The organism is Kitasatospora sp. NPDC002551 (assembly GCF_040296005.1).
GTDB lineage: Bacteria > Actinomycetota > Actinomycetes > Streptomycetales > Streptomycetaceae > Kitasatospora.
In genome coordinates this window covers 280,711-302,859 of record NZ_JBEOWI010000002.1, presented here as the reverse complement: position 1 = coordinate 302,859, position 22,149 = coordinate 280,711, and the positions used below count along the sequence as shown (strand labels likewise).

Below are 22,149 nucleotides of genomic sequence, written 5' to 3'. Positions count from 1 at the left end.
CGGCCCGGGGCCGGGCCGCCCGCAGCGGAGGCGGCCCGGCCCCGGGCCGTTCAGGCGTGCTCGATCGCCGTCTCGAACCGTTCCATGCGTTCCCTGCCCGCCGCGCCCACGGCGTCCGTCACCGCTGCCACCAGGCTCTCGCTCAGTGCCATCGCGGCCACCAGGGAGTCGAACGGCGAGGCGGACTCCACCCGCGCCGGGAGGACGACCTTGGCCAGCTTGGCGATGGGGGAGAGCCAGTTGTCCGTCATCAGGCACACGGTGGCGCCCCGGGCGGCCATTCCCTCGCTGAAACGGAGGCTGGACTCGCTGTAGCGGCGGTAGTCGAGGACGAGGAGAACCGTGTTGGCGTCGGCGTCGGCGAGTGCCCTGCGACGCTCCATCTCCTCCTCGCCGATCACGTCGACGTCCTCGCGCAGTTGCCACAGGTGGATGACCAGGTACTCGGCGAGCAGCCGGCTGAACCGGCCCCCGGTCACGCGCACGCTCCGGGCCGGGTCGCCGAGAAGCCTGACGAGGGTGGCGAACTCCGACTCCGGAAGCTCCGCGTAGGTGGCCTCCAGCAACTGCGCGAAGGCCCGGTGCGTCTCCGGCAGCACCCCCTTCGCGGAGACCGACGCCTTCTCGGCGTACTGCTTCAGCGGGGAGCCCAGTTCCCCGTTCAGCTCGTGGACCAGGGCGCGCTGGAAGGCCGGGAATCCGGCGAAGCCGAGCCGGGTGACGAAACGGACCACCGTCGCCGAACTCACGCCGGCACCGGCGGCCAGGTCCGCGACGGTGGTGAGGCCGGCCGTCGGGTACTGGGCCAGCACCGCGCGGGCGACCTTGCGTTCGCCGTTGCTGAGTCCGTCCATGGCGGAGAGCAGCAGCTTCCGCACCGACGCGTGACCCCCCGGTATCGTCTCCATCTTTCAAGACTACCAAGGAAGGGCGCACTGAAACGTTCGTTACATCCGCTCGCGCCAGGACCGGGGTGGCGCCCGGGGCGCCCCCACGGCGACGCCCCCTGGGACGGACGCGGGCCCGCGGGGCGCGTTGCCGTGCCCCCGGGCCCACGATGAGACGACCGCCCCGCGCGCGGGACTCCTCGTCGACGCGCCGTCAGCTCCGCGCCTCCTCAAGGACGCCGGCCAGGGCGTCCACGAGCAGATCGATCTCGTCCTCGGTCGCCACCAGCGGAGGGGCGAACCGCACGGTCGATCCGTGGGTGTCCTTGGCCAGGACGCCGCGCCGCAGGAGGCCCTCGCACGCCTCGCGGCCGGTCATCAGCCCGGGGTCGATGTCGACTCCGGCCCACAGCCCCCTGACCCGCACCGCCAGCACGCCGGCGCCGACCAGCTCCCGCAGGCGGGATTCCAGCCGCTCGCCCAGGACCCGGGCGCGCTCCTGGTACTCGCCCGTCGACAGCATGGCGGCCACCTCGCGGCCGATCGCGGCCGCCAGGGGGTTCCCGCCGAACGTCGAGCCGTGGGTCCCGGGAGTGATGACGCCGAGCACGTCGTCGTCGGCGGCCACGGCGGACACCGGGTAGAGACCGCCGCCCAGGGCCTTGCCGAGCACGTAGACGTCCGGCACGACGTCCTCGTGGTCGCAGGCGAAGGTGCGGCCGGTGCGGGCCAGGCCGGACTGGATCTCGTCGGCCACCATCAGCACGCCGCGCCGCGTGCAGAGTTCACGCAGTTCCCTCAGGAATCCGGGCGGCGGGACGACCACACCGCCCTCCCCCTGCACGGGCTCGAAGAGGACCGCGACCACCGTGTCGTCGATCGCGTCGGCGACCGCCCGGACGTCGCCGTACGGCACCCGCACGAAGCCGGGCGTGAACGGCCCGTAGTGGTCGGTGGCGACCGGGTCGTCGGAGAAGCTGACGACCGTGGTCGTCCGCCCGTGGAAGTTGCCGCTCATCGTGATGACGGTGGCCCGGTCCGCCTCCACGCCCTTCACGACGTAGCCCCACTTGCGGCTCACCTTGACGGCCGTCTCCACCGCCTCGGCGCCGCTGTTCATCGGCAGGACGCGCTCCTTTCCGGTGAGCCGGGCGAGCGCCTCGGCGAACGGGCCGAGCTGGTCGTTGTAGAAGGCGCGGCTGGTCAGGGCCAGCCGGTCGAGCTGCTCATGGGCGCGTCGGAGCAGACGCTCCGGGCGGTGACCGAAGTTCAGGGCGGAGTAGCCCGCCAGGCAGTCGAGATAGCGGCGCCCGTCCACGTCGGTCACCCACGCGCCGTCGCCGGAGGCGAGGACGACGGGCAGGGGATGGTAGTTGTGCGCGGCGAAGCGCTCCGTCTGCTCGATGTGTTCCCGCGCCGTCCGTGACGGGGCCGGCGCGGCCGTCCGCCTCGCGTCGCCCATGCTCCCGCGCCCCTCGTCGTTCTGGTTCATCCCGGCTCGCCTTCCCGACCGCCGATACGCGAGCGGTCGAAACTGTGGATTCACGCGATATGGACGGCAGCTAACATGAAATATTCGTTTCATTCAAGGGGCGCGCCGGGGTGGCAGGTGGGCGTGTCGTGCGCCGAGCGCGACCGAGAGGACACCCTTGGCCATCGCGGATGGTCAGAGACATGGGGCCGACCCCGAACGACGCCGCGCGCACGGTCCTTGACGGCCCGTGAATGTAACATCCGTTTCGGAATTGGCTATTGACACGCGAAACCTACCGCCTGTTTCATTCTGGCCAAGCGGCAAGGCCCGGCACCGAGACGGTCGCGGGCGCCGCATCTCCCGAGCGCGCCACTGGAGGCGTCATGAGCTCCCCCGAAGAAACTTCCCGGCTGAACCGCCTGATGTCCGTCGTCGACGGACTGCGCGACGAGATGACGGCGAGCCTGCAAGAACTCGTCCGGATCCCGTCCGTGAGCCCGAAATATCCAGGAGTCGAGTACAAGGAACACGTCGGCCGGGAAGGTGAGGCGACCGCGCTGCTCGCCGACCTCTACCGCCGCGCCGGGGCGTCCGTGGACGTCTTCGCCGTGGAGGAGGGACGCGACAACGCCGTCGGCCGGATCGGCGGCAAGGGCGGGGGAAGCTCGCTGATCTTCAACGGTCATGTGGACGTCGTCCCCGGCGGAGATCCGGCCGGGTGGGCCAAGGCCCCGCCGTTCGCCGGCGCGGTGATCGGTTCCCGGATGTACGGCCGCGGGACCACCGACCAGAAGTCCGGGCTCGTCGCACAGGCCTATGCCGCGATCGCCCTGCGCGAGGCCGGGATCGAGCTCGGTGGAGAGCTGCAACTGCAGTGCGTGGTCGGAGAGGAGACCGGTGACCACGCCTGCGGCACGGGCGCGGTGGTCGAGCGCGGGTACGTCGCGGACGCCGCGGTCGTCTCGGAGCCGAGCGCGCCGCCCACACCGCTGTCGATCGTGGTCGCCAGCCCCGGACTGCTGTGGTTCTCGGTCACGGTCGAGGGCAAGAAGGTGCACGGCTCCATGCGGGGCGCCACCGTCCACCCCACCCAGTCCGGCGACTCGATCGGTGTGAACGCCATCGACAAGGTCTTCCTCGTCTACCGCGCGCTGCGCGCGCTGGAGGACGAATGGGCCCGCACCCAGCGGCACGACCTCTGGTACAACGGCCACTTCTCCCTGCTGCCCGGTGCCATGCGCGGCGGCCCCGGTGAACTGACCGTCCCGTTCGCCCTGTCCGACACGGCCACCATCGAGTACGGGGTCATGTATCACCCCGAGCGCTCGCCCGAGGACGTGAGGGCCGAGATCCAGGCCGTCATCGACCGTGCGGCGGACGCCGATCCGTGGCTCCGCGACCACCGCCCGCGCTGTGAGTGGAAGCTCAACTGGGACCCGTTCGTCACCTCGCCCGACGACAGCATCAGCCAGTCCGTCGCCGGCGCGTACCGGACCGCGGCCCAGGGCACCGCCTTCTCCGACCAGCCTTCCTACACCGGGCTCTACGGCGTGTGCGACGCGACCGTGTTCACCCGGACCGGCGTGCCGTCCGTCGTCTTCGGCCCCGGCGACCTGCGCGTCGCCCACGGCAACGACGAGTACGTCGACCTCGACGAGGTCTGGCTCGCGGCCCGCACCTACGCCGTCCTCGCCACCCGCTGGTGCGGCGCCCCTTCCCCGGTGTCCTGACTTCCCCCGTGTCCTGACCCGGACAGGTCTCCTCCTCGCGCGGGCGGCGCCCCCGCCCGCGCGAGGAGCCCCGGTCGTGCGCCCCGGACCCCGGTCCGGGGCGCCGAGGTGAACCCCCCCACCCGCGAGGTGTCGCTCCCCGCGCCTCGCCGTCCCCTCCCCGCGCCCCAGACCAAAGGCCCGCCCATGCGCACCGACGTTCCCGGTACACAAAGATCCGAAGACAGCTCGCCCGAGGCCTACCGCCAGCCGAAAGGAGTGGAGCGGCACGGCATCGAACCCGTACCGGACGACCAGCGCACCGTGCGCTGGTACGACCTGTTCCAGATCATCTTCAACGTGATGCTCAACCCCGGCCTGATCCTCATCGGCGGACTCGCGGTGGTCTCGGGGCTCTCGTTCTGGGCCGCGGTCACCGCCCAGGTGCTGGGCATCCTCATCGCCTTCTGCGCCTACACCGTCATGGCCACCGTCGGCGTCGACTACGGCCTGCCCGGGATCGTGTCGACGCGGGCGTTCCTCGGCATCACGGCCTCCCGCTGGCTGGTCTCCCTGCTGCGCGCCGTCAGCTCGGCCTTCTGGTTCGCCTTCCAGACCCTGGCCGGCGCCATGGGCATCCTGGCCGTACTCGAAGCGTGGCTCGGGGTGAAGCCGCCGCTCATCGGCGTCAGCCTCGCCTTCGCCGTGCTCCAGGCATCCGTCGCCCTCTTCGGATACGGATCCCTCAAGTGGCTGTCGAAGGTGGCCTTCCCGGTCAAGCTCGTGATTCTCGGCTACCTCCTCTGGCTGCTCGCCAACCACCAGGCGCCGGGATTCGCGCCGAGCGAGGTGTTCGCCTACTCCGGTTCGGCCGGCTGGCAGTGGGCGGTGTTCGCGGTATGGGTGAACGCCGTCGCGGCGGCATGGTTCAGCCAGGTGACGGACGCGGCCGACTACTGCCGCTACTCCAGGTCCCGTAAGGACATGTGGATCGGCACCATGGCCGCCGCACTGCTCGGGACGGCCGGATCCGCCTTCTTCGGCGCCTACGCCGCCGCCGCGACCCTCGGGACGACGGCGAACGCCTTCGAGGTGATCCCCGGCCTCGGCGTCGGCTCGGTCACCCTGGTCCTCGTCCTGGTCGTGCTGCTCCTGGACAACTGGACGGTCAACGTGCTGAACGTCTACACGGGCGGCCTGGCGCTGGCGAACCTCGCCACCCGGCTAGGGCGCTTCTGGTCGACCATGGTGGTCGCCGCCGCGGGTACGGCGTTGGCCGCCTTCCCCGCGCTCATCGACGGGTTCAACGGCTCGATGTCGGCGATGGGCAACGTCTTCGCGCCCCTCGTCGGCGTGATCCTCGCCGACTACCTCGTCATCAAGCGGGGCCGCATCGACGTGCCGGCCCTCTTCGACCCCCACGGGCCCTACCGCTACACCGGCGGCGTGAACGTCCTCGCCCTCGCCTGGACGGCACTCGGCGCCCTCGCCTTCGTCGCCCTGCCCGACACGGTGCTGCCGACCCCTCTCGTGGCGATCGCCTGCGGCGTCGGTTACGCCCTGACGGCCAGGACGCTCTCGGCGCGACAGGCCGGGACCGCGCCCCGCGTGGACGCGCCCGGCGAACTCGGGCTGCCCACGGGCGGCGCCTGACCGACCGTCGCGTCCTGCTTCGCCGCGGACCGCAGCTTCAGACCCGGGGCTCCAGGTCCGGTGCAGGTCCTCGTGGCCGGCGGCGGGGCAGAAGCGGATCCGGCCGGCGCGCCGGCGGTGGCGGACGCCCGAGGTCCGGCGCCCTACCCGGCATCACCATGGAACACGACGCGCCACAGGAGGGCCTGAGACGGGACCGCAGGCCCCGGACACCGGAACCGGCGGCCGGGGCCTGCGGTCCCCTTGCTGCCTACTCGACGTCGGCGTTCTGCAGGGTCGGGCCCGAGCCACGGCGGGCCCCGGCGGTTCGCTCCGCGGGGGACAATGCGGTGATGGATCAACTCGAGCAGACCGTCGGACTCGTCCGCGACGTCCTGTCCTCGGAGCTCCTCGGCACGTACCTCCACGGCTCCGCCGTGCTCGGCGGCCTCAAGGCGGCCAGCGACCTGGACGTCCTGGCCGTCACACGGCAGAGCCTGGACGACCGGAGCCGGCGGGCGCTCACCGAGGGCCTGCTGGAGATCTCCGGTCTCTCGCCCGCCGTCCGGCCGGTGGAACTCACCGTCGTCGTCCAGTCCGAGGTCCGCCCCTGGCGGTTCCCGCCGACCGGGGACTTCCTGTTCGGCGAGTGGCTGCGCGACGAGCTCCGGGACAGCGGGCCACCCCAGCCCGGCCCGATGCCGGACCTGGCCCTCGCGCTCACCATGGTCCTGGCCGGCGACCACCCCCTCACCGGACCGCCTCCCGGCCGCCTCCTCGCCCCCGTGCCGCACGCCGACCTCGTCCGCGCGAGCGTCCTGGGCATCCCCGAACTCCTCGACGACCTGCCCTACGACACCCGCAACGTCCTGCTGACCCTCGCCCGCATCTGGACGACCCTCGCCACGGGCGAGATCAAGCCCAAGGACGCCGCCGCGGACTGGGCCCTCGCCCACCTGCCCGCGGAACACCGCCCCGTCCTGGAGCACGCCGGATACCTGTACCGCAACTGCCACTACGAGGACGAGACCTGGAGCGGCGAACTGACGTCCCAAGTGGGCCCGCACGTGGACGAGGTGCTCGCTCGCATCGACCACCTGCGCCGCCGGGAGCGGTGATGCGGCATGAGACGGTGGGCCTGTCCGGGCGCGGGCGAGGACGGAGCGAGACTGCGGGCGCGCCGCCGTCCGGGGTCTCGCCTGTACTTCGCCTGGGAGTGCAGTCGGTTCAGCCGGTGACGGTCTCGGCGTGGCGGTGGAGCGCGTCCAGGAGCGCGGTCTGGTGGCCGGTCAGCTTGCCGTCGGTGCGGGCCCCCGCCTGCTTGCGCAGCCATGCGCCGGGACGGAACGTGGGGTCCGCCTCGCCGCCGGTGCGGTTGGCCGGGCCGTCCAGGCTGCCGCCGGCGGCGAGGTAGGCGAGCAGGCGGCGGTAGGAGCGGTTCCAGTCCGGTTCCAGGCGCCACAGCTCGTCCAGGCCGTCGAGCTTGGCCGTCTGGTCGGCGGTGAGGCCCGTGGCCTTGCGCTGGCGGCGCATCCACGCGCCCACCGCGTAGTCGTCCAGCCTGGCGGTCGCCGGGATCGCCAGGTGGCCGTGCCCACGGTGGAACGCGGCAGCGTAGGCGTAGCCGCGTTCCCAGGCGTTGGTGTTCTTCGACCAGATCATGCCGAGCGCGTCCAGCTCGGAGACGCGGGCCGCGTCCAGCAGGCCCTGGCCGTGCAGGTGGCGCTGGCGGGTGAGCCAGGAGATCAGCTCGACGTGCTTCTCGCGGTCGGTGGGGTCGAGGTGGCCGTGCTCGAGGTGGAACGCGGTGGCGACCGCGTGCATGCGCTGCCACTCAACGGCGCGCGGGTTGAACGCACGGAGCTTGACGGTCCGGAGGATCCGCGCGGCGTGCCGACGGGCGTTGATCTTGAGCCACTCGATCGGCGACTCGACCGGGGCCGGCTGCTGCTCCCTCGCGCCGCCGGCCTCGGCGGCCTCGCCCTCGGTCGGCTTGGCCGTGGTGGTGTGCGCGGCGGCCTGGGAGCGGTGGGCGCGGAGCTCGGTGATCCGGCCGACCACCCGGGCGTCGTGCGCGGCCAGCGCCCGCAGGACCCGCCAGATCGTGCGGAAGCTGGAGGCCTCGATCTCGGCGTCGGCCTCGGCCTTCACGGCCTCGCCGGCGTCGTGGACGTCGGCCGGGTCCGCGGTGGCGGTGTCGTCGCCGACCTCCGGCGCCGGGAGGTAGACCGGGATGATGACCCAGGACACCTTGCCCTGCCGGTAGGACTGGCGCAGCGCGCGGCCGACGGCCTGGACGATGTCGATGACGCTCGACTTCGGGTCCGCGAAGCAGATCGCGTCGACGGCCCTCACGTCGATGCCCTCGGAGAGCAGGCGGGCGTTGGCGAGGATGCCGCACTCCTCGCCGTCCTCGCCGGTGTGGGCCTTGAACTCGGTGAAGGCGGCGCGGCGGTCCTTGAGGCGGTCGGTGCCGGCCACCGCCTTCGCCCAGATCCGCTCCGGGCGCTCCGCGTCGGGCAGCAGCTGGGAGGCGTCCGGCAGGGTGTTCGCGAACTCCCGCGCCGCGGACACCCGGGAGTGGAACGTGATGACGCGGCGCAGGCCGAGGTCGGCGACGGCGCGCAGCACCGCGATCTGCAGCGCCAGGCGCAGGAGTTCCTCGTTGCTGCGCTGGGAGCGCAGGTCGGCGACGGCCGGGAGGTTGAGGAGCTCGCGCAGGTCCTCGTCCGTGACCACCGGCACGAGCACCCGGTAGTCGGCGAGGTAGCCGTGCTCGATCCCCTGGCCGAGGGTCCAGGTGAAGACGGTCTTGCCGTAGACCGCCTCGTCGTCCATGGAGCAGAGGACGGGCAGCTTCTCGGCGCCGTCGGTGCCGGCGTCGGCGAGGTCGGCCAGGCCGTCCTTCGCGCGCCGGTCGTCGGCGATCCTGGGCGTGGCGGTGAAGTAGAGCCGGCGCTTCGCCGGGACCAGGGTGTCGTCGTGGATCGCGGCCCACGCCTTGCCTGCCGAACCGGCGGTGCGGTGGGCCTCGTCGACGACCACCAGGTCCCACGCGGGCAGGCCGAAGTCGCGGTGGGCCTGGACGATCCGCTCCAGCGAGGCGTAGGTCGCGTACACGGTCACCGGCCGGTCCTCGGGGGCGGCGCCGACGAGGTCGGCGATCCGGGCCGCCTGAGTGGTCACCTGGGCGTGGACGTGCCCGCCCGCCTCCGCGCTCTCCAGCGCCTCCTGCCGCGAACACGCCGCCACCGCCGGCCCCCGGCGCCCGCCCCGCAGCGACCACGCCTCCGCGGTCTGCTCCAGCAGCTCGATCGTCGGCACCAGCACCAGCACCCGCCCCCGCGCGGCCATCCGCCGGGCGCAGCCGGCGGCGATGAGGGTCTTGCCGGAGCCGGTCGCCGCGACGACGGTGGCCCGGCCGCCGTCCTTCACCTCGCGCACCGCGGCCGCCACCGCGTCCTTCTGGAACCAGTGCAGCGGCAGCGGGTTCACCGCGGTGATGCCGGACGGCTGCGCCGGGAGCGGCGGTGCGGCCTGGGCGCGCGGTCCGGCCGCAACGTCCTGCCCGGCGGTGGCGGCGGTGCTCTCCACGGCGGTACTTCTCCTTCGGATGCTGAGACGGCGGGGCCGCGGCGAGCGGAGCTGCAGGGAGGGAGGGAGGGAGGGGGAGGCGTGTACGGGCCGGGGCTATTCGTTGATGAGGACCTGGGTGCTCTGGTGGCCGGTGGGGGTCCAGGTGCGGATCTCCAGGTAGACGATCTCGGCGTCCTCGGTGGCGCGGCCGCTCTCCACCAGCCAGGTCTTCACGGCGTCGACGACGTCGCCGTGCGAGACGGCGACCCGCCGCGACCACTCGGCGGCGGGGAAACCGCCGGTGGCGGCGGAGCCATAGGTGCGCTCCTCGGTGCCGTCCGCGCGCGGGACCACGCCGCGCCGGATGCCGGGCGAGTCCTGCCTGGAGCCGGCCGACAGGGTGAAGTAGCGGGAGAGCATGCGCACCGTCAGGGCGACCCGGCCGTCCGCGGCCGCGGCCGCGTGGATCACGCCGGCCAGGTGCGCGGCGCCGGACTTGATGGCCTGCTTCCCGGCTCGGCCGGCCATGCTCCCGCCCGGGGTGCCGATCACGTCCTTGCCCCGCACCCTGGCCTTCTGCCCGGTCCTGGTGCGGCGGCGGGTGGTGTTCGCCTCCGCGATCCCGACCAGCGCCTCCTCGTCCCGTTCGCCGCCGCGCACCGCCCGCACCAACTGGCGCAGCGCGTTCACGAACGCGGCGCCCTTGCCTTTGGTGAAGAACTGGGAGACCAGGGAGGCGTCGCGGCCGAGCATCCTGGCGACCTGGCGCTTGGTGTAGCCCTCGTCGATCAGCTGCTGGGTCAGGCGCGCCGCCTCGTTCGGCTGGTTCGGGTCGGCCGGGCTCACTGGTCAGCACCCTTCCCGGCGACGGCGAGTTCGGCGAGTTCGGCGCGGCCCAGGCCGCGCAGCTTGAGGTACTGCTCCTGGCCGGCGGGGTGCTCGACGGGCCCGGTCAGGTGGCCCTTGAGCAAGTAGTCACCGGGCTCGCCCCGGTAGGGCCAGGGCTGGCGCTCGGTCAGGGCGATGCCGTCGGTGCCGAAGTACACGACGGTGCCGGGCCTGGCGTGCAGGGCGCCGGCGTGGCCGATGACCTCCTTGCCCTGGCGGTACTTCATGTCCAGCAGCGCCGCCCGCGCCCCCGACCACACGTAGGCCGCCCACTCCGGGTGCGCGTAGGGGTCGCGGGAGAACCCGGCCTGCCGCTGCCACGTGACGACCTGGCCGTCCTGGCCGAGGATCTCGACGCCGGCGGGGAGCGCCTCGCCGACCGGCGTGGTGCCGGAGACCAGGCGCGGGCGCTGCGCGAAGCCGCCGAGGCCGAACAGCAGCACGGAGCGGACGGCGCGGGAGGCGAGGTAGGCGGCCTGCCGCTGGCGCTCCTCGCCGTGCATGCGGGAGAGGTTGGTCAGGTCCGCCCAGGCGGCCTTCAGGCGCTTGCCCCACTCGTCCAGCGGCTTGCCGTCCTCCCACAGCAGACCGCCCAGGACCTCGATCCGCCACGGCGCGATGTGGTTGGCCAGCGCGAGGTGGACCTCCGCGCCGCCCGCCCAGGTGGTGAACGTCGCGCCGGGCTCGGAGGGGTAGATCCAGGCGCGGTCACCGGTGACCGGAGCGGGCAGCAGGCCGACGTGCTGCCAGCCCTGCGGGACGGTGACGCGGATGTTCCAGTGCGAGCAGGACATCAGGGCTTTGGTCTGCTCCTGCTCGGTCATCGCGGCGAAGGCTCGCGCGGTGATGCGGCGCGGTGTGCCGACCGGGCTCTTCCACAGGTGCTTGGCGTAGGCGAAGGTGCGGTCGTACTCCACCAGCGCGGGCAGCTGTGCCGGTACCCGCGGCGGCAGGACCAGCTCGGTACGGCCCTGCCCGCCGGTGGCGTGGAGCAGGGCGCGCAGGTCCTCGGAGAGGACCGGGTAGCCGCCCGCCCACTTGCCGGTGGTCGGGATGGTGCGTGACCACAGGTCCCGGCCGGTCTGGCTCGGGGAGCCCATGAGCACCGCGTCGTCCCAGTGCCGGCGCAGCGCCTGCCACAGCAGGGTGAACGCCTGCCGGCAGGTCGTCACGTCGGCGCCATCGGGGTCGAACCACTCCCCCATCGAGCGGATCTCGGTGCTGCCGCTGTCCGGTGCGGCCGAGGGGGCGTAGCGGCCGACGGGCTGGCGCTGGTGGACGAAGTGCCCGGCGAGCTTGTCCCGGCCGGAGCCGACGGCGGTGGTCCACCGCTCGGAGGGGGTGTTCAGCCAGGCCGCGACCGCGTCCTTGAGGGTGGAGTAGCGCTCGGCGCCGTCGTGCCACGGGGCGCCGGCGGTGATGTAGATCCGCTCCGTGCCCGGGGCGGTGGCCAGGACGGCGTCCAGGATGTCGCCCGGGGTGCGGGCGCCGAGGTCGAGGCGCACCACGCGGTCACGCACCGCCAGCTCGCCGGTCGCGGCGTCCAGGAACACCGTGCTGCGGGCCTGCTGGGTGAAGTTCGGGCGTTTGGAGACCAGGCCCGTGGTGACGGCCTCGAACCGCGCGCCGGCCGGGCCTTCGGGAAGGGTGGGCAGCTCGCGCGGCCTGGCCTCGTCCACCGGACGCGGCGCGGCAGCGACCGTAGCGGCCGAAGCCGCCGGGACGACCGGCGCGGCAGCGGCGGGGGCGGGCTGCTCGACGACGACCTGGTCCTCGGCCGCGGCCGGCACCTCGACGGCGGGGACGGGGACGGCCGGGACCGGCTGCTCGGGTACGGCGGCGGGGCGGGTCAGCGCCGGGGCCACCGCGACGGCGGGCTCGGCGACCGGCGCGGGCTCGGCCACCGGCAGCGGGGCGGGCGCAGCGTCGGCCCGGTCGTCGGCCTCGGCGGCGCGGACGGCGGCCGGGGTCGGGTCCAGCAGCGGGGCGATCCGCACCACGTCGCCGACCGAAAGCCCCGAGGCCTTCGCGATGGCCGGCGCCTGGGCACCCTCGTACCCCGCGAGCCCCGCCACCCGGCGCGCACGCTGGGCGGCCAGCTTGTCCAGCTCCTTCTGCGCGGCGGCGACGGCCTTCTCGGCGGCCGTGATCCCGGCGCGCAGCTCGCGCAGGGCGGCGAGTTCGGCGGTGTACGTCTTGCGGTCCATCAGGGCCTCACTCCCCCTCGTCGGCGGTGGCAGTGGCGGCGGTGGCGGCGGTGTCGAGCGGGCGGGCCCGGCGGGCGAGGGCGAGCCAGCCGTCCGGTCCCCGGGTGCCGTGAATGTCGGCCAGGCCCGCGAGCAGGAAGGCGTAAGCGCCGCGCTTCGGCGCGCGGGGCTGGGCGGTGCCGGACTCCCACTTCGCGAAGGTCTCCCGCCGGGTCTTCAAGGCCTCGGCCACCTCGACCTGGGTCAGACCCGCGGCCTTGCGCAGCCGCTCCCGCTCGGCCGGCTCCGGCAGGTCCCCACCGTCCCGGGCCTTGGCCAGCAACGCGTCCACCGCAGCGAAGATCTCGGACATCACACATACCTCCCGACGAGGAAGGTAGCACAGAGTGCCTCATTGAGAGCCACTTAAATAGTCGCACAAGCACCTCAATAGCAGCACAGTCCTCGACCCGCGGTGGCACTTGTCCTCTGACAGGTGTCCCGTGTCAGGTGATCTTGACCATTTGCCAAACGATCTTGACTGGAGCTTTCGCGCTGCCGGCTGGGCGAGGACCCGGCCGCCAGGAGAGCGAACCGGCCAGCAGCCGGGCGGCTACGGCTTCGGCTTCGTCAGCCCCGACCACCGCGAAGGCCGCTTCTTCTGGGAGTCCTCATAGGCGCCCGGCAGCGGCACGAAACGTCAGCGCGATGTTCAGCCGGCCGGCAGAGCAGTCAGATGGACGGAATCGTCCCAGGGCCGTTCCGGCCGGCAGGGCCCGGAGCGGCCAGCAGCCCCTCGTAGAACGCGCCGACCAGCGGCACACGCCCGCTCCGCACCCGCCACCCCGCGAGCTCCGGCACCGCGGCCACCGCACGCCGGCAGAACGCCAGCGCGCTTTCCTCCGCGTCCTCCAGACGATCCGCCACCACGAACACCCCCACCACGGGAGACCGCACGGCACCCGCATGGACACAGACGTGCTCGACCCCCTCCTCCACGACCGCGACGGCCAGCAACAGCTCGCGGACACCGTGGGACAGCCCGTCGCAACCTGCGGGGGCGTCCAGGAACACATGAACCAGGTACATGGAACGATCGTGCCGAACCGGGCAATTCCCGAGCAGAGGACGGACCTGGACGGTTCAGGCCCAGGCCGGAACCGTCCACCCCCACACGGCCCCCGGGCACACACGCACTCTTCAGGGTGACAAGCACTCGGCCACGAGCGGGAGGTGGAAGCCCAGGCCGGGATCACGGCAGCGCGCCCCGGCCCGTATCGCACTCCCGCGCCGGTGGGCCGGAACGGCTGGAGGAACGCCGTGAGACGGCCGAGGAACGGGCTGCCCCGTGATTGCGCTCCGGCCAACTGCTCCGCCCCCCGCTCCGGCGCGGGAGCCGAAGGTGCAGGCGGACCGGGTGCGGTCGAACCGCTGTTGCCATCTGGCGTTTCCGGCCCGGAAACGGCGGCGCAACGGCACCCGGGCGCGCGATGCTGTGGCGCACCGTCAGACCGAACGGGCTGACGCGCGGGTCGTGGCCGACGCAGGTCGCCACCGATCGAGGAGGTTCAAGGTGCAGCGTGCGCTGCTGTCGCCCAGGGCAGCTCTGGTGCTGCTGATCGGCTTGCTCGCGGGTATCGGCGCGGGAATCCTGGCCGCCGTAGGAGGAGTGCACCCGGCTCAGTGCGTCCTGTACGGCGTCGGCGCCTTCGGCGTCAGCGTTCCGGTCGTCAACCAGCTCATCGCCGGCCCCGAGAAGGAGCCCACGGACACGACGTCCGCGTCCTGAACCCGGCGCGGCCCGGGTCCTGCGGTTCCCGGGCCACCGCCCGTCCGACACTGCGAGGATGGTGACGTTGTGGAGACCCGTGAGACACCGGAGGGCAACCGGGTGGGAAGCCTCCAGCCGTTGAGCCCGGATCTGAACGAGGAGTGCCGCGCCTTCGCCGAGGCCCTGCGCAGCTTGTTCGCAGGGCTGCGGCCCGCCGTGTCGATGCGCCGCTACAGCGCCCGCCGGCACCTGAGCCCAGGAGCACTCTCCCGCTACCTGTCCGGGCAGCGAATCCCGCCCTGGCAGTTCGTCCAGGACCTGCTCACCGACGTCGGTGCCGACCGCGGCAGTGTCGCGACCACCGAGACGATCGAGCTGCTGCGCTCCCTGCACGCGGCCGCGCAGCGGACCAACGCCTCCGTCAGCCACGCTGTGCAGCAGCTGCAGTTCCAGCTGGCCGAAGCCGACCGCCTGTCCCGGCGGTCCGCCGCCCACAGCGACGTCCTCGGCGAGGCCCTGCTCGACAAGAACCACCGCATCGCCGACCTGGAGCTGCGCCTCAACCAGCTGGAGAGCGACTGGGCGCGGGAACGCGCCCGCGCGGACGAGGTCACCCTGTACGCCGGCGGCCGCGACGGTCTGCTGCGGGAGCGACGGACACTGGAGAAGGAGGTCGCCCGCCTCGAGAGCGAGCTGGCGGAGGCGCTTCGCCGTCAGCTCGCCGCCGAGGCGCGCTGCGAACTGCTGGAGCGCCAGCTGGTCGTGGCCGAGCAGCAGGCCGGTGAGGACCCGCCCCGGATCGAGCCCGCTGTCCCCGCCGCGACCGCCGCCGGCAGGCCCAGGGTCCTCGTCGTCGACGACGAGCCGGCGAACCTGGTGGCGCTCGAGGCCGTTCTCGCGGCCGCCGACTGGGACGTGCTGCCCGTCGCGTCCGGCCCCGACGCCCTGAAGGCGCTCCTCCAGCACAGCGACATCGCCGTGATCATCCTGGACGTGCAGATGCCGGGGATGGACGGCTACGAGACCGCCGTCCAGATCAAGAACCGCGCGCAGACCCGCGACATCCCGATCATCTTCGTCACCGCGATCGGCGACGGCCCCGAGAACTCGCTGCGCGGCTACGGCGCCGGGGCCGTCGACTTCATCGTCAAGCCGCTCGACCCCTGGGTCCTGCGCGCCAAGGTCACCGTCCTGACCGGCATGTACCTCAACTACCGCGGCACACCACGCACGATGCCGACTCGGCAACCCGGGAACGCCGCCGACCAGCTCCTGTTCACCGCCCTCCGGCCCCGTCAGCCCTCCTGACCACCTGCCGCCCGCCCGGGTGCCGGAGCGGGTACGGGCCGGACAGCTCATGGGGTGCCGGCCGGTCAGCTGGCGGCGGCGGTCGGCGCGGTGAAGGTCTCGCGGGGTCCGAAGTCGGTGTAGGTCACGGTGCTCACGGATGTGACGGTCGTGCCGCCACGGGGCACCTTCATGGACATCGTGTGGGCCAGGACGCGGCCGGCCCGGTCGATCCAGATGTCGTAGTCCCTCGCGTCGACGCCCTTGTCGACCATCTTCTGGTAGCCCTTGGGGTCGATGTTCTTGATCTGGGCGGCCGTCAGGCGAGCGGCGAGGTGGTACGCCGGGATGCCGTTCTTCTGTTCCATCCCCTTGCGGGCGGCGGGGCCGGCCTCGACGAGCGCCTTGGCGTAGACGGTGGCGTCGTCGACCCGGGCGTCGCTGTCGGTGTCCGTCGGACTCCAGGCGCTTCCGGGCTTCGTCTTGTCACGCGTGTAGATGGCCGTACCCGTGTTGATCACCTCCATCCACAGCAGAGGCTCGTCGCTGTCGCCGAGCGTCATCTTCGTCTCGCTCCGGCCTTCACGGGTCGGGGTGTTGAAGTTGACCCGGCCAGTACCGGCGATCACGGACCCCTGGCCGTCCGCCGTCGCGGTCGTCTTCAGGGTCTCGGTGGCGGCGTACGGCGTCCGGTCGGCGTTGGCCAGGGCCACCGCGGGGTCGAACGCGCCGGACGCGTCGACCGGCGCGCCCGTGGCGGTCGGCGTAGCGGTCGGCGTCGGCGTGGCGGTGGGCGTGGCGGTCGCGGTGGGCGTGGGGGCCTGCGTGGTCGCGGTCGCGCTCGGGGTGCTGCTCGCACTCGCGGTCGCGGTCGCACTCGCCGTGGCCGGCGAACTGGCAGCGGCTGTCGGGGCCGACTGCGTGTCGCCGTCGTTGCAGGCGGCCACGGCGGACAGGGCAAGCAGCGTGGCGGTGGTGATCAGGGTGGTGCGGCGGATCGTCACAGGTTCTCCGTCAGATGGGGTGAGCAGGGAGAACACTTTCACGAACCACTGACATCTTCGAAGGTGTTTCCGACAGGCCGCCGAACGCCCGGTGTACCGGTAGCGACAGCTGCCGGTTGTTCCTGTGCCCGTGGTGCCTCTTCCGTCCTCCCCGCCGGGCTTCGCCCGGTAGACGTGCGCGTCGGCGTCGCAGGTCGCTGCGGGGGCGCCGGCTTCCACCGGGCCGGTGACGGCGGGATTCCTCCTTCCGGTGCCGGTCGGGAGGGTCGCGATGATCAGGCCAGACGGGGAAGGGCCCACAGTCGGCGGAACGCGGCGACGATCTCGTCCGCCCGGGGCCGGCCGGCGGGTAGGCGTTCGGGGAGCGGTCACCGTGACCGCTCCCCGATCGCCTACGCAGAGCTCTTATCCCCGGCCGAGGGCTCTTGACCCCCCGGTCGGGGTTCGAAGCAGGAACTAAGGAACCCGGATGCAGCCCGTGCCCGGTGACGTAACGTCGTGGAGGATGGCCTTGCGGGTGTTCGGCCCGTACTCGCCGTCCGCGGGCGTGCCGGCCTTCTGCTGGGTCCGGATGAGCGCGGCCCTGGTGAGCGCACCGAAGTTCCCGTCCACGGTCAGGTGCTCGCCGTAGCAGTAGTTCATCGTGAACTGCAGCCCCCACACGGCATCGCTACTGGCGCCCTGGCCCATGTAGCAGTCGACCGAGCCCGTCCCCGTGTAGTACGGGACATCGGCGCCGTAGTACGACTTGAAGCTGTTGCACGTCACCCCCGCCGCGGACGCCGTTCCCGCGGGGCCGACCACCAGCCCCGTCGGGACGGCGAGTGCCGCCACCGCCAGCGCCGCCAGCTTTGCCCGCCGTGTTGCTCGCATTGAATTCCCTCCCATTGCCCCGTTGGCGCAGGGAGCCGTCGCCTTTTCGGGCGAGGCTCGCGCCGTCCTCCGAGATGCTGCCACCGCTTCAGGAAAAGAGCCAGAGCGTCCGCATCGCGAGACGATTACGCAAAGACACAGGTCATGGACCTATAAATCGGTGGCAATTGCGCGAAAGATCCAGATTGTCTTGCCAGGTTTTCTTCCCCCTGATTCGCCCATGTTTCAGCGCCCCACCCTCCACGGCGGAAGACCCGGCCTCGATCGTTCACCACCGGCGCCGGTTTATCGCTTGCCCGCGATGTCGCTTTCGCCCCCCCTGGTGGGATTGGCAGGGCAGGGCTGCGCTTCGGCTTCAGCAGAGCGAGCACCACCATGACGCGCTCCGCCTCCCGCACCCTGCGGACGGCGAGCTGTCCTCGCTCACCGCCGTGGGCGCCTCGACGGCAGCACCCTTCGACGTCGGCCTGGCGATCGGCGGCTTCCGCGGGACCGTGCACGGAGCGAGGGCCAGGCACCTCTCGTCGATGCGATGATGTGATGATCCTTTGCCAATGTGAGGAAAGAGGCCGGTGTGCCGTACGAACTCGCGGACCGGCTCGTCGTCGGCATCGCTTCCAGCGCCCTGTTCGATCTCACCGAGAGCGACCGGGTCTTTCTCGAGCAGGGCGAGGACGCGTACCGCGCCTACCAGCGCAAGCACCTCGACGACACGTTGGATCCGGGGGTGGCGTTCTCCTTCATCCGGCGCCTGCTCTCCCTGAACGACCTCGCCCCGGCCGCGGACCCGTTGGTCGAGGTGATCGTGCTGTCCCGCAACGACCCGGACACCGGTCTGCGGGTGATGCGCTCCATCGAGTCCCACACGTTGAGCATCAGCCGGGCGGTGTTCATGCAGGGCCGCTCGCCCTACCGGTTCATGCCGGCGCTGAGCATGTCGCTGTTCCTCTCCGCGGACCAGGAGGACGTGCGCGAGGCCGTCGCGCTCGGCCTGCCCGCCGGGACCGTCCTGGGCCCGGCCGCCGCCGACGACCACGACGACACCGACCTGCGGATCGCCTTCGACTTCGACGGCGTGCTCGCGGACGACGCCGCCGAACGGCTCTACAAGAGCGGCGGCATCGAGGAGTTCCGCACCCACGAGGTCGCGAACGCGCGCGTCGCCCACGCCCCCGGACCGCTCAAGGACTTCCTCGCCGCGGTCAACCGCATCCAGCGGCGCGAGGAGGAGGAGCAGCGCGCGAACCCGGCGTACCGGATGCGCGTGCACGTGTCCATCGTCACCGCCCGCAACGCCCCGGCTCACGAGCGCGCCGTGCTGAGCCTGAACCACTGGGGCCTGCGCGTGAACGACGCGTTCTTCCTCGGCGGGATCGACAAGGGCCGCATCATGTCCGTGCTGCGGCCGCACATCTTCTTCGACGACCAGGCCGGCCATCTGACCAGTACCGCTCTGACGACTCCCAGCGTCCACGTGCCCTTCGGCCTGCTCAACCAGCCGGCCTCGGACGCGCCCGCTCCCTGATGCGGGACGTCCCTCGGTCCTCCGTCCCCCCGTGTTCCCGGCCCGGGGCCAGGAACACGGGGGGACGGGAACACGAGGGCCGGGAACACGGAGGCCGGGAACACGGGGGCCGGGGCGGGCCGTTCGTCAGCGGGTCTCGATGACGACCTGTTCGAGCACCACGTCCTGGACCGGGCGGTCGTTGCGGGGGTTGACCTCCGTGGTGGCGATGGCGTCGACGACCTTCTGGCCGGCCTCGTCGGCGACCTCGCCGAAGATGGTGTGCTTGCCGGTGAGCCAGGTGGTCGGGCCGACGGTGATGAAGAACTGGGAGCCGTTGGTGCCGGGCCCGGCGTTGGCCATGGCGAGCAGGTACGGCTTGGTGAACGCCAGGTCGGGGTGGAACTCGTCCGCGAACTTGTAGCCCGGCCCGCCGGTGCCGTTGCCCAGCGGGTCGCCGCCCTGGATCATGAAGCCCTCGATGACCCGGTGGAAGACCGTGCCGTCGTAGAGCTTCTCCGTGGTCGGCTGTCCCGTCTTCGGGTCGACCCACTGCCGCTCCCCCGTGGCGAGCTCCACGAAGTTCCGGACGGTCTTCGGGGCGTGGTCCGGCAGCAGCCGGACCACGATGTCTCCCAGGCTGGTCTTCAGCGTCGCGTACAGCTCTTGCGCCATCTCGATCCTCAGGTCGTCGGGTCCTGTGACCCGGACAGTCTTCGGGTCGAGCGGCGCGTTCCGAAGGCGGCGACACGGCATCTCACCCGGACGGGTGGCGCCGGCCGAACGGACGTCCGGCCCGGGCGGATCGACGGGGTGCGGAACGCGTCACGGTTCCGGGGTCGGGGCCGGCTGTCCCACGAGGTAGATCCGCTCCCGGAGTTCGGCCTCCGCCCGGTCGAGGTCGCTCCAGAGGTCCAGCCAGACCTGGTCCTTCCTGCCGTCCGGCTGGTCGAGCCGGGCCGCGACCCAGGTGAAGACGCCGGTGAGGATCTCGCGCTTGTGTCCGGGCGCCGTCACGGACAGTGCGAAGGAGACGGCGAGTCCGGCCCTGGTGACGATGATCCGGTCCTCGTGACCGGGGCTGCGCCGACCGCCCGTGAGATAGCGGGGTTCGTCGAGGATCTTGACCCACTCCAGCTCCGCTCCCTGGACCTGGTCGCTCAGGCAGTGCGCGATGGAGTCGCGGATGGCCCGGGCGGGCTCGCCGAGCCAGTCGAGCCAGTGGTCGGACCCGGTGAGCTCGGCGAAGTCGTCCTTGGGAGGACCGTAGTTCGGGTTCTCCCTGAACTCGCCGGTCAGCTTCCCGTCCGGACCGACGACCCAGGCGCCCTGGATCGCCTCGGCCGGAACGTAGCCGTTGGGATCACCGATGTACTCCGGGTCGATCGCGGCGACCGATCCGCCCGGGTTGGCCGCCGCCTCGGCGACGAGTTCGGGCGGCGGCGACTGCCGTACGCGCTGTCGCTCCGCCGAGAGGTCCCGCATGTGTTCCAGCCCTTCGCCGCGTCGTCGGCGGCATCCGTTTCGTGCCCCGGCCGCCGCTCCTGATCCGGCATGCTCGCATGCCCTGCGAGAGCACTGCCGGGCAGGGGTCGGGCCGGGCCTCGGTTCCAGGTGAGTGCGCCGATGTGGTGGCGGCCATGGCGTGCGGTGCCGCGGGTCCGGTGTGCTCCTGGCGTTGCGTGGCGCCGACCGGGACGAGGTCGTGAAGCGGCGGGCGCGCGCCGGGTGGGGAGCGCTGTGCTTCCGGTCGCCGGGTGGCGCTCCCTTCCGGCGGGGGTGGCGGGCTCGCAGGATGAGGGGCGAAGCGTGGGACACCGGGGCGCGCCGTGCCGCCGGATACGCAGCGAACGTGGAGGACGCCGTGGAGCAGGAGAGCGGTCAGGGGCCGTCCGCGCAGGAGGTCGGCGCCTGGTACGACCGGCTGGGCGGTCTGTACAGCCTGACGATGGGCGACAACATGCACATGGGCATGTGGGAGGGCGGTCGGCGCCCCGATCCCGGGCGCGTGCTGTCGGCCGACGAGGCGTGGCAGGAACTCACCGCGGCCCAGGACCGGTGGACCGACGACCTGATCGCCGAACTCGGCCTCGCCCCGCACCAGCGGGCGCTGGACATCGGCTGCGGCACCGGCCGGCCGACCGTCCGGCTGGCCGCCGCGTCGGGCGGGCACGTCATCGGCATCACCGCCAGCCGCAGCCAGGCCGAGCAGGCCACCGCCCGCGCCGAGCGGGAACAGCCGCCCGGGAAGGCGGAGTTCGTACACGGTGACGCGATGGACCTGCCGTTCGAGGACGAGTCCTTCGACGCCCTCTGGGCGATCGAGTCGTTCGCGCACTTCTCCGACCGGCCGCGCGCCCTGCGGCAGGCATGGCGGGTCCTGCGGCCCGGCGGCCGTCTCGTCCTCGCGGACTGTCTGGAGGCCGTGCCGTTCACCGAGCAGGAGGCGCGGCTGTTCCGCGGCGGCTTCGCGCTCGCCCCGCTGCCCCGGTCCCTCGACGACTATCCCGCCCTCGTCCGCGGGGCGGGCTTCGCGATCGAACGCGTCCTGGACAGGAGCGCCGACTTCGCCCCCACCTACGACCTCATCCCCCTGGTGTACGCGGGCCGTCGTGAGCAGCTCGCCCGCCGGCTCGGCGCAGAGGCGGCCGGGCAGCTCGACACCGCGTACCCCCTCATCCTCGACCTGTGCCGGGACAAGCTGGGCTACGTGATGGTCAGCGCCCGCAAAACCGCCCACTGACCGACGGCGGGCGACGGCGGGCGCCCGGTAGGGTGCGGGGGTGACCGGATCCACGCGGCGTCCGCTGCTGTTCCTGGACGTCGACGGCCCGCTCATCCCGTTCGGCGGTGCGACGCCGTACCCGGTGTACGGGAGGGCGGCGGACGCCGGCGGGAACCCGCTGCTCGCCAGGCTCGACCCGCGGCACGGGCCGCGGCTGGCCGCACTGCCGTGCGAGGCCGTGTGGGCCACCACGTGGCTGGACGACGCGAACGCGTACGTCGCTCCCCTGCTCGGCCTGCCGCAGCTGGCCGTCGTGGACTGGCCCGGTCCGTCCGGCGACGAGGAACCGGACGTGCGCGCGGGGTTGCACTGGAAGACCCGCGCGCTCGTCGCGTGGGCGGGCGGGCGCCCGTTCGCCTGGGTCGACGACGAGATCGGCGCCGCCGACCGGGCCTGGGTCGCCGCCCACCACCCGGGGCCCGCCCTGCTCCACCGGGTCGATCCGCGCACCGGGCTGACCGACGCGGACTACGCGGTGCTCGACGCCTGGCTGCGGCAGGCACTCTGACGGAGCGCCGAGCACCGCGGCTCGTCAGGATCCCGGGGCACGTGTTCGGCCGTGATCAGTGGGGC

General features: G+C 72.5%; 19 protein-coding genes. 8 read left to right on the top strand and 11 right to left on the bottom strand.

Going from position 1 to position 22,149, the window contains the following annotated elements; all coding sequences use genetic code 11:
• Nucleotides 1–50: 50 nt before the first annotated feature.
• Nucleotides 51–908, bottom strand: a complete 858-nt coding sequence (locus tag ABT093_RS03705; RefSeq protein ID WP_350559945.1) for a MurR/RpiR family transcriptional regulator — start codon at nt 906–908, stop codon at nt 51–53.
• A gap of 193 nt (nt 909–1,101) precedes the next feature.
• Nucleotides 1,102–2,379 (bottom strand): ornithine--oxo-acid transaminase, encoded by a 1,278-nt coding sequence (gene rocD, locus ABT093_RS03700; protein ID WP_350559942.1) that lies wholly within the window; start codon nt 2,377–2,379, stop codon nt 1,102–1,104.
• A gap of 365 nt (nt 2,380–2,744) precedes the next feature.
• Here rocD and ABT093_RS03695 point away from each other — a divergent pair, with 365 nt between their 5' ends.
• From ABT093_RS03695 to ABT093_RS03685, 3 genes are all read left to right on the top strand, one after another.
• Nucleotides 2,745–4,091, top strand: coding sequence for a M20 family metallopeptidase (locus tag ABT093_RS03695; RefSeq protein WP_350559939.1), 1,347 nt, complete (start codon nt 2,745–2,747; stop codon nt 4,089–4,091).
• A 186-nt stretch (nt 4,092–4,277) separates the two neighbouring features.
• Complete coding sequence (locus ABT093_RS03690; protein ID WP_350559936.1) at nt 4,278–5,723, top strand: purine-cytosine permease family protein; 1,446 nt, start codon at nt 4,278–4,280, stop codon at nt 5,721–5,723.
• Between the two features lie 332 nt (nt 5,724–6,055).
• On the top strand, nt 6,056–6,820 hold the full coding sequence (locus ABT093_RS03685) for an aminoglycoside adenylyltransferase domain-containing protein (protein WP_350559933.1): 765 nt from the start codon (nt 6,056–6,058) through the stop codon (nt 6,818–6,820).
• 109 nt (nt 6,821–6,929) lie between these two features.
• Here ABT093_RS03685 and ABT093_RS03680 read toward each other — a convergent pair whose 3' ends face one another.
• From ABT093_RS03680 to ABT093_RS03660, 5 genes are all read right to left on the bottom strand, one after another.
• On the bottom strand, nt 6,930–9,296 hold the full coding sequence (locus ABT093_RS03680) for a DEAD/DEAH box helicase (RefSeq protein ID WP_350559930.1): 2,367 nt from the start codon (nt 9,294–9,296) through the stop codon (nt 6,930–6,932).
• A gap of 96 nt (nt 9,297–9,392) precedes the next feature.
• A complete protein-coding gene (locus ABT093_RS03675; protein WP_350559927.1) occupies nt 9,393–10,124 on the bottom strand; it encodes a helix-turn-helix domain containing protein in 732 nt (243 codons plus the stop codon).
• The gene (locus ABT093_RS03670) at nt 10,121–12,373 is read right to left on the bottom strand and encodes a hypothetical protein (protein WP_350559924.1); all 2,253 of its coding nucleotides are present in this window, start codon (nt 12,371–12,373) and stop codon (nt 10,121–10,123) included. The genes ABT093_RS03675 and ABT093_RS03670 overlap by 4 nt, the downstream gene beginning before the upstream one ends.
• Nucleotides 12,374–12,380: 7 nt before the next feature.
• On the bottom strand, nt 12,381–12,725 hold the full coding sequence (locus ABT093_RS03665) for a helix-turn-helix domain-containing protein (RefSeq protein WP_350559922.1): 345 nt from the start codon (nt 12,723–12,725) through the stop codon (nt 12,381–12,383).
• A 359-nt stretch (nt 12,726–13,084) separates the two neighbouring features.
• Complete coding sequence (locus ABT093_RS03660; RefSeq protein ID WP_350559919.1) at nt 13,085–13,441, bottom strand: hypothetical protein; 357 nt, start codon at nt 13,439–13,441, stop codon at nt 13,085–13,087.
• Between the two features lie 484 nt (nt 13,442–13,925).
• Between ABT093_RS03660 and ABT093_RS03655 the strand changes: the two genes are divergently transcribed.
• Nucleotides 13,926–14,141 (top strand): hypothetical protein, encoded by a 216-nt coding sequence (locus ABT093_RS03655; protein WP_350559916.1) that lies wholly within the window; start codon nt 13,926–13,928, stop codon nt 14,139–14,141.
• 102 nt (nt 14,142–14,243) lie between these two features.
• Nucleotides 14,244–15,431 (top strand): response regulator, encoded by a 1,188-nt coding sequence (locus tag ABT093_RS03650; RefSeq protein WP_350560064.1) that lies wholly within the window; start codon nt 14,244–14,246, stop codon nt 15,429–15,431.
• 65 nt (nt 15,432–15,496) lie between these two features.
• Here ABT093_RS03650 and ABT093_RS03645 read toward each other — a convergent pair whose 3' ends face one another.
• Complete coding sequence (locus ABT093_RS03645; RefSeq protein ID WP_350559913.1) at nt 15,497–16,414, bottom strand: hypothetical protein; 918 nt, start codon at nt 16,412–16,414, stop codon at nt 15,497–15,499.
• Between the two features lie 456 nt (nt 16,415–16,870).
• Nucleotides 16,871–17,287: a peptidoglycan-binding domain-containing protein gene (locus tag ABT093_RS03640; RefSeq protein WP_350559910.1), complete on the bottom strand. Its 417-nt coding sequence runs from the start codon at nt 17,285–17,287 to the stop codon at nt 16,871–16,873.
• Between the two features lie 574 nt (nt 17,288–17,861).
• Here ABT093_RS03640 and ABT093_RS03635 point away from each other — a divergent pair.
• On the top strand, nt 17,862–18,812 hold the full coding sequence (locus tag ABT093_RS03635) for a 5'-nucleotidase (RefSeq protein WP_350559907.1): 951 nt from the start codon (nt 17,862–17,864) through the stop codon (nt 18,810–18,812).
• A gap of 126 nt (nt 18,813–18,938) precedes the next feature.
• Here the strand turns inward: ABT093_RS03635 and ABT093_RS03630 are convergent, their stop codons facing one another.
• Together ABT093_RS03630 and ABT093_RS03625 are read right to left on the bottom strand one after the other, a co-directional pair.
• Nucleotides 18,939–19,466 (bottom strand): peptidylprolyl isomerase, encoded by a 528-nt coding sequence (locus ABT093_RS03630; RefSeq protein WP_350559904.1) that lies wholly within the window; start codon nt 19,464–19,466, stop codon nt 18,939–18,941.
• A 150-nt stretch (nt 19,467–19,616) separates the two neighbouring features.
• Complete coding sequence (locus tag ABT093_RS03625) at nt 19,617–20,276, bottom strand: hypothetical protein (RefSeq protein ID WP_350559901.1); 660 nt, start codon at nt 20,274–20,276, stop codon at nt 19,617–19,619.
• Nucleotides 20,277–20,643: 367 nt separating this feature from the next.
• On the opposite strand from ABT093_RS03625, the gene ABT093_RS03620 reads away from it, so the two are divergent.
• Together ABT093_RS03620 and ABT093_RS03615 are read left to right on the top strand one after the other, a co-directional pair.
• Nucleotides 20,644–21,534, top strand: coding sequence for a methyltransferase domain-containing protein (locus tag ABT093_RS03620; RefSeq protein WP_350559898.1), 891 nt, complete (start codon nt 20,644–20,646; stop codon nt 21,532–21,534).
• A 40-nt stretch (nt 21,535–21,574) separates the two neighbouring features.
• Nucleotides 21,575–22,084, top strand: a complete 510-nt coding sequence (locus tag ABT093_RS03615) for an HAD domain-containing protein (protein ID WP_350559895.1) — start codon at nt 21,575–21,577, stop codon at nt 22,082–22,084.
• The last annotated feature ends 65 nt before the right edge of the window (nt 22,085–22,149 follow it).

Coding starts and splice junctions, on each gene's coding strand:
- ABT093_RS03625 (WP_350559901.1), bottom strand. CDS start 20,276: ATGCGGGACCTCTCGGCGGAGCGACAGCGCGTACGGCAGTCGCCGCCG.
- ABT093_RS03705 (WP_350559945.1), bottom strand. CDS start 908: ATGGAGACGATACCGGGGGGTCACGCGTCGGTGCGGAAGCTGCTGCTC.
- ABT093_RS03690 (WP_350559936.1), top strand. CDS start 4,278: ATGCGCACCGACGTTCCCGGTACACAAAGATCCGAAGACAGCTCGCCC.
- ABT093_RS03685 (WP_350559933.1), top strand. CDS start 6,056: ATGGATCAACTCGAGCAGACCGTCGGACTCGTCCGCGACGTCCTGTCC.
- ABT093_RS03670 (WP_350559924.1), bottom strand. CDS start 12,373: ATGGACCGCAAGACGTACACCGCCGAACTCGCCGCCCTGCGCGAGCTG.
- rocD (WP_350559942.1), bottom strand. CDS start 2,379: ATGAACCAGAACGACGAGGGGCGCGGGAGCATGGGCGACGCGAGGCGG.
- ABT093_RS03660 (WP_350559919.1), bottom strand. CDS start 13,441: ATGTACCTGGTTCATGTGTTCCTGGACGCCCCCGCAGGTTGCGACGGG.
- ABT093_RS03695 (WP_350559939.1), top strand. CDS start 2,745: ATGAGCTCCCCCGAAGAAACTTCCCGGCTGAACCGCCTGATGTCCGTC.
- ABT093_RS03640 (WP_350559910.1), bottom strand. CDS start 17,287: ATGCGAGCAACACGGCGGGCAAAGCTGGCGGCGCTGGCGGTGGCGGCA.
- ABT093_RS03630 (WP_350559904.1), bottom strand. CDS start 19,466: ATGGCGCAAGAGCTGTACGCGACGCTGAAGACCAGCCTGGGAGACATC.
- ABT093_RS03665 (WP_350559922.1), bottom strand. CDS start 12,725: ATGTCCGAGATCTTCGCTGCGGTGGACGCGTTGCTGGCCAAGGCCCGG.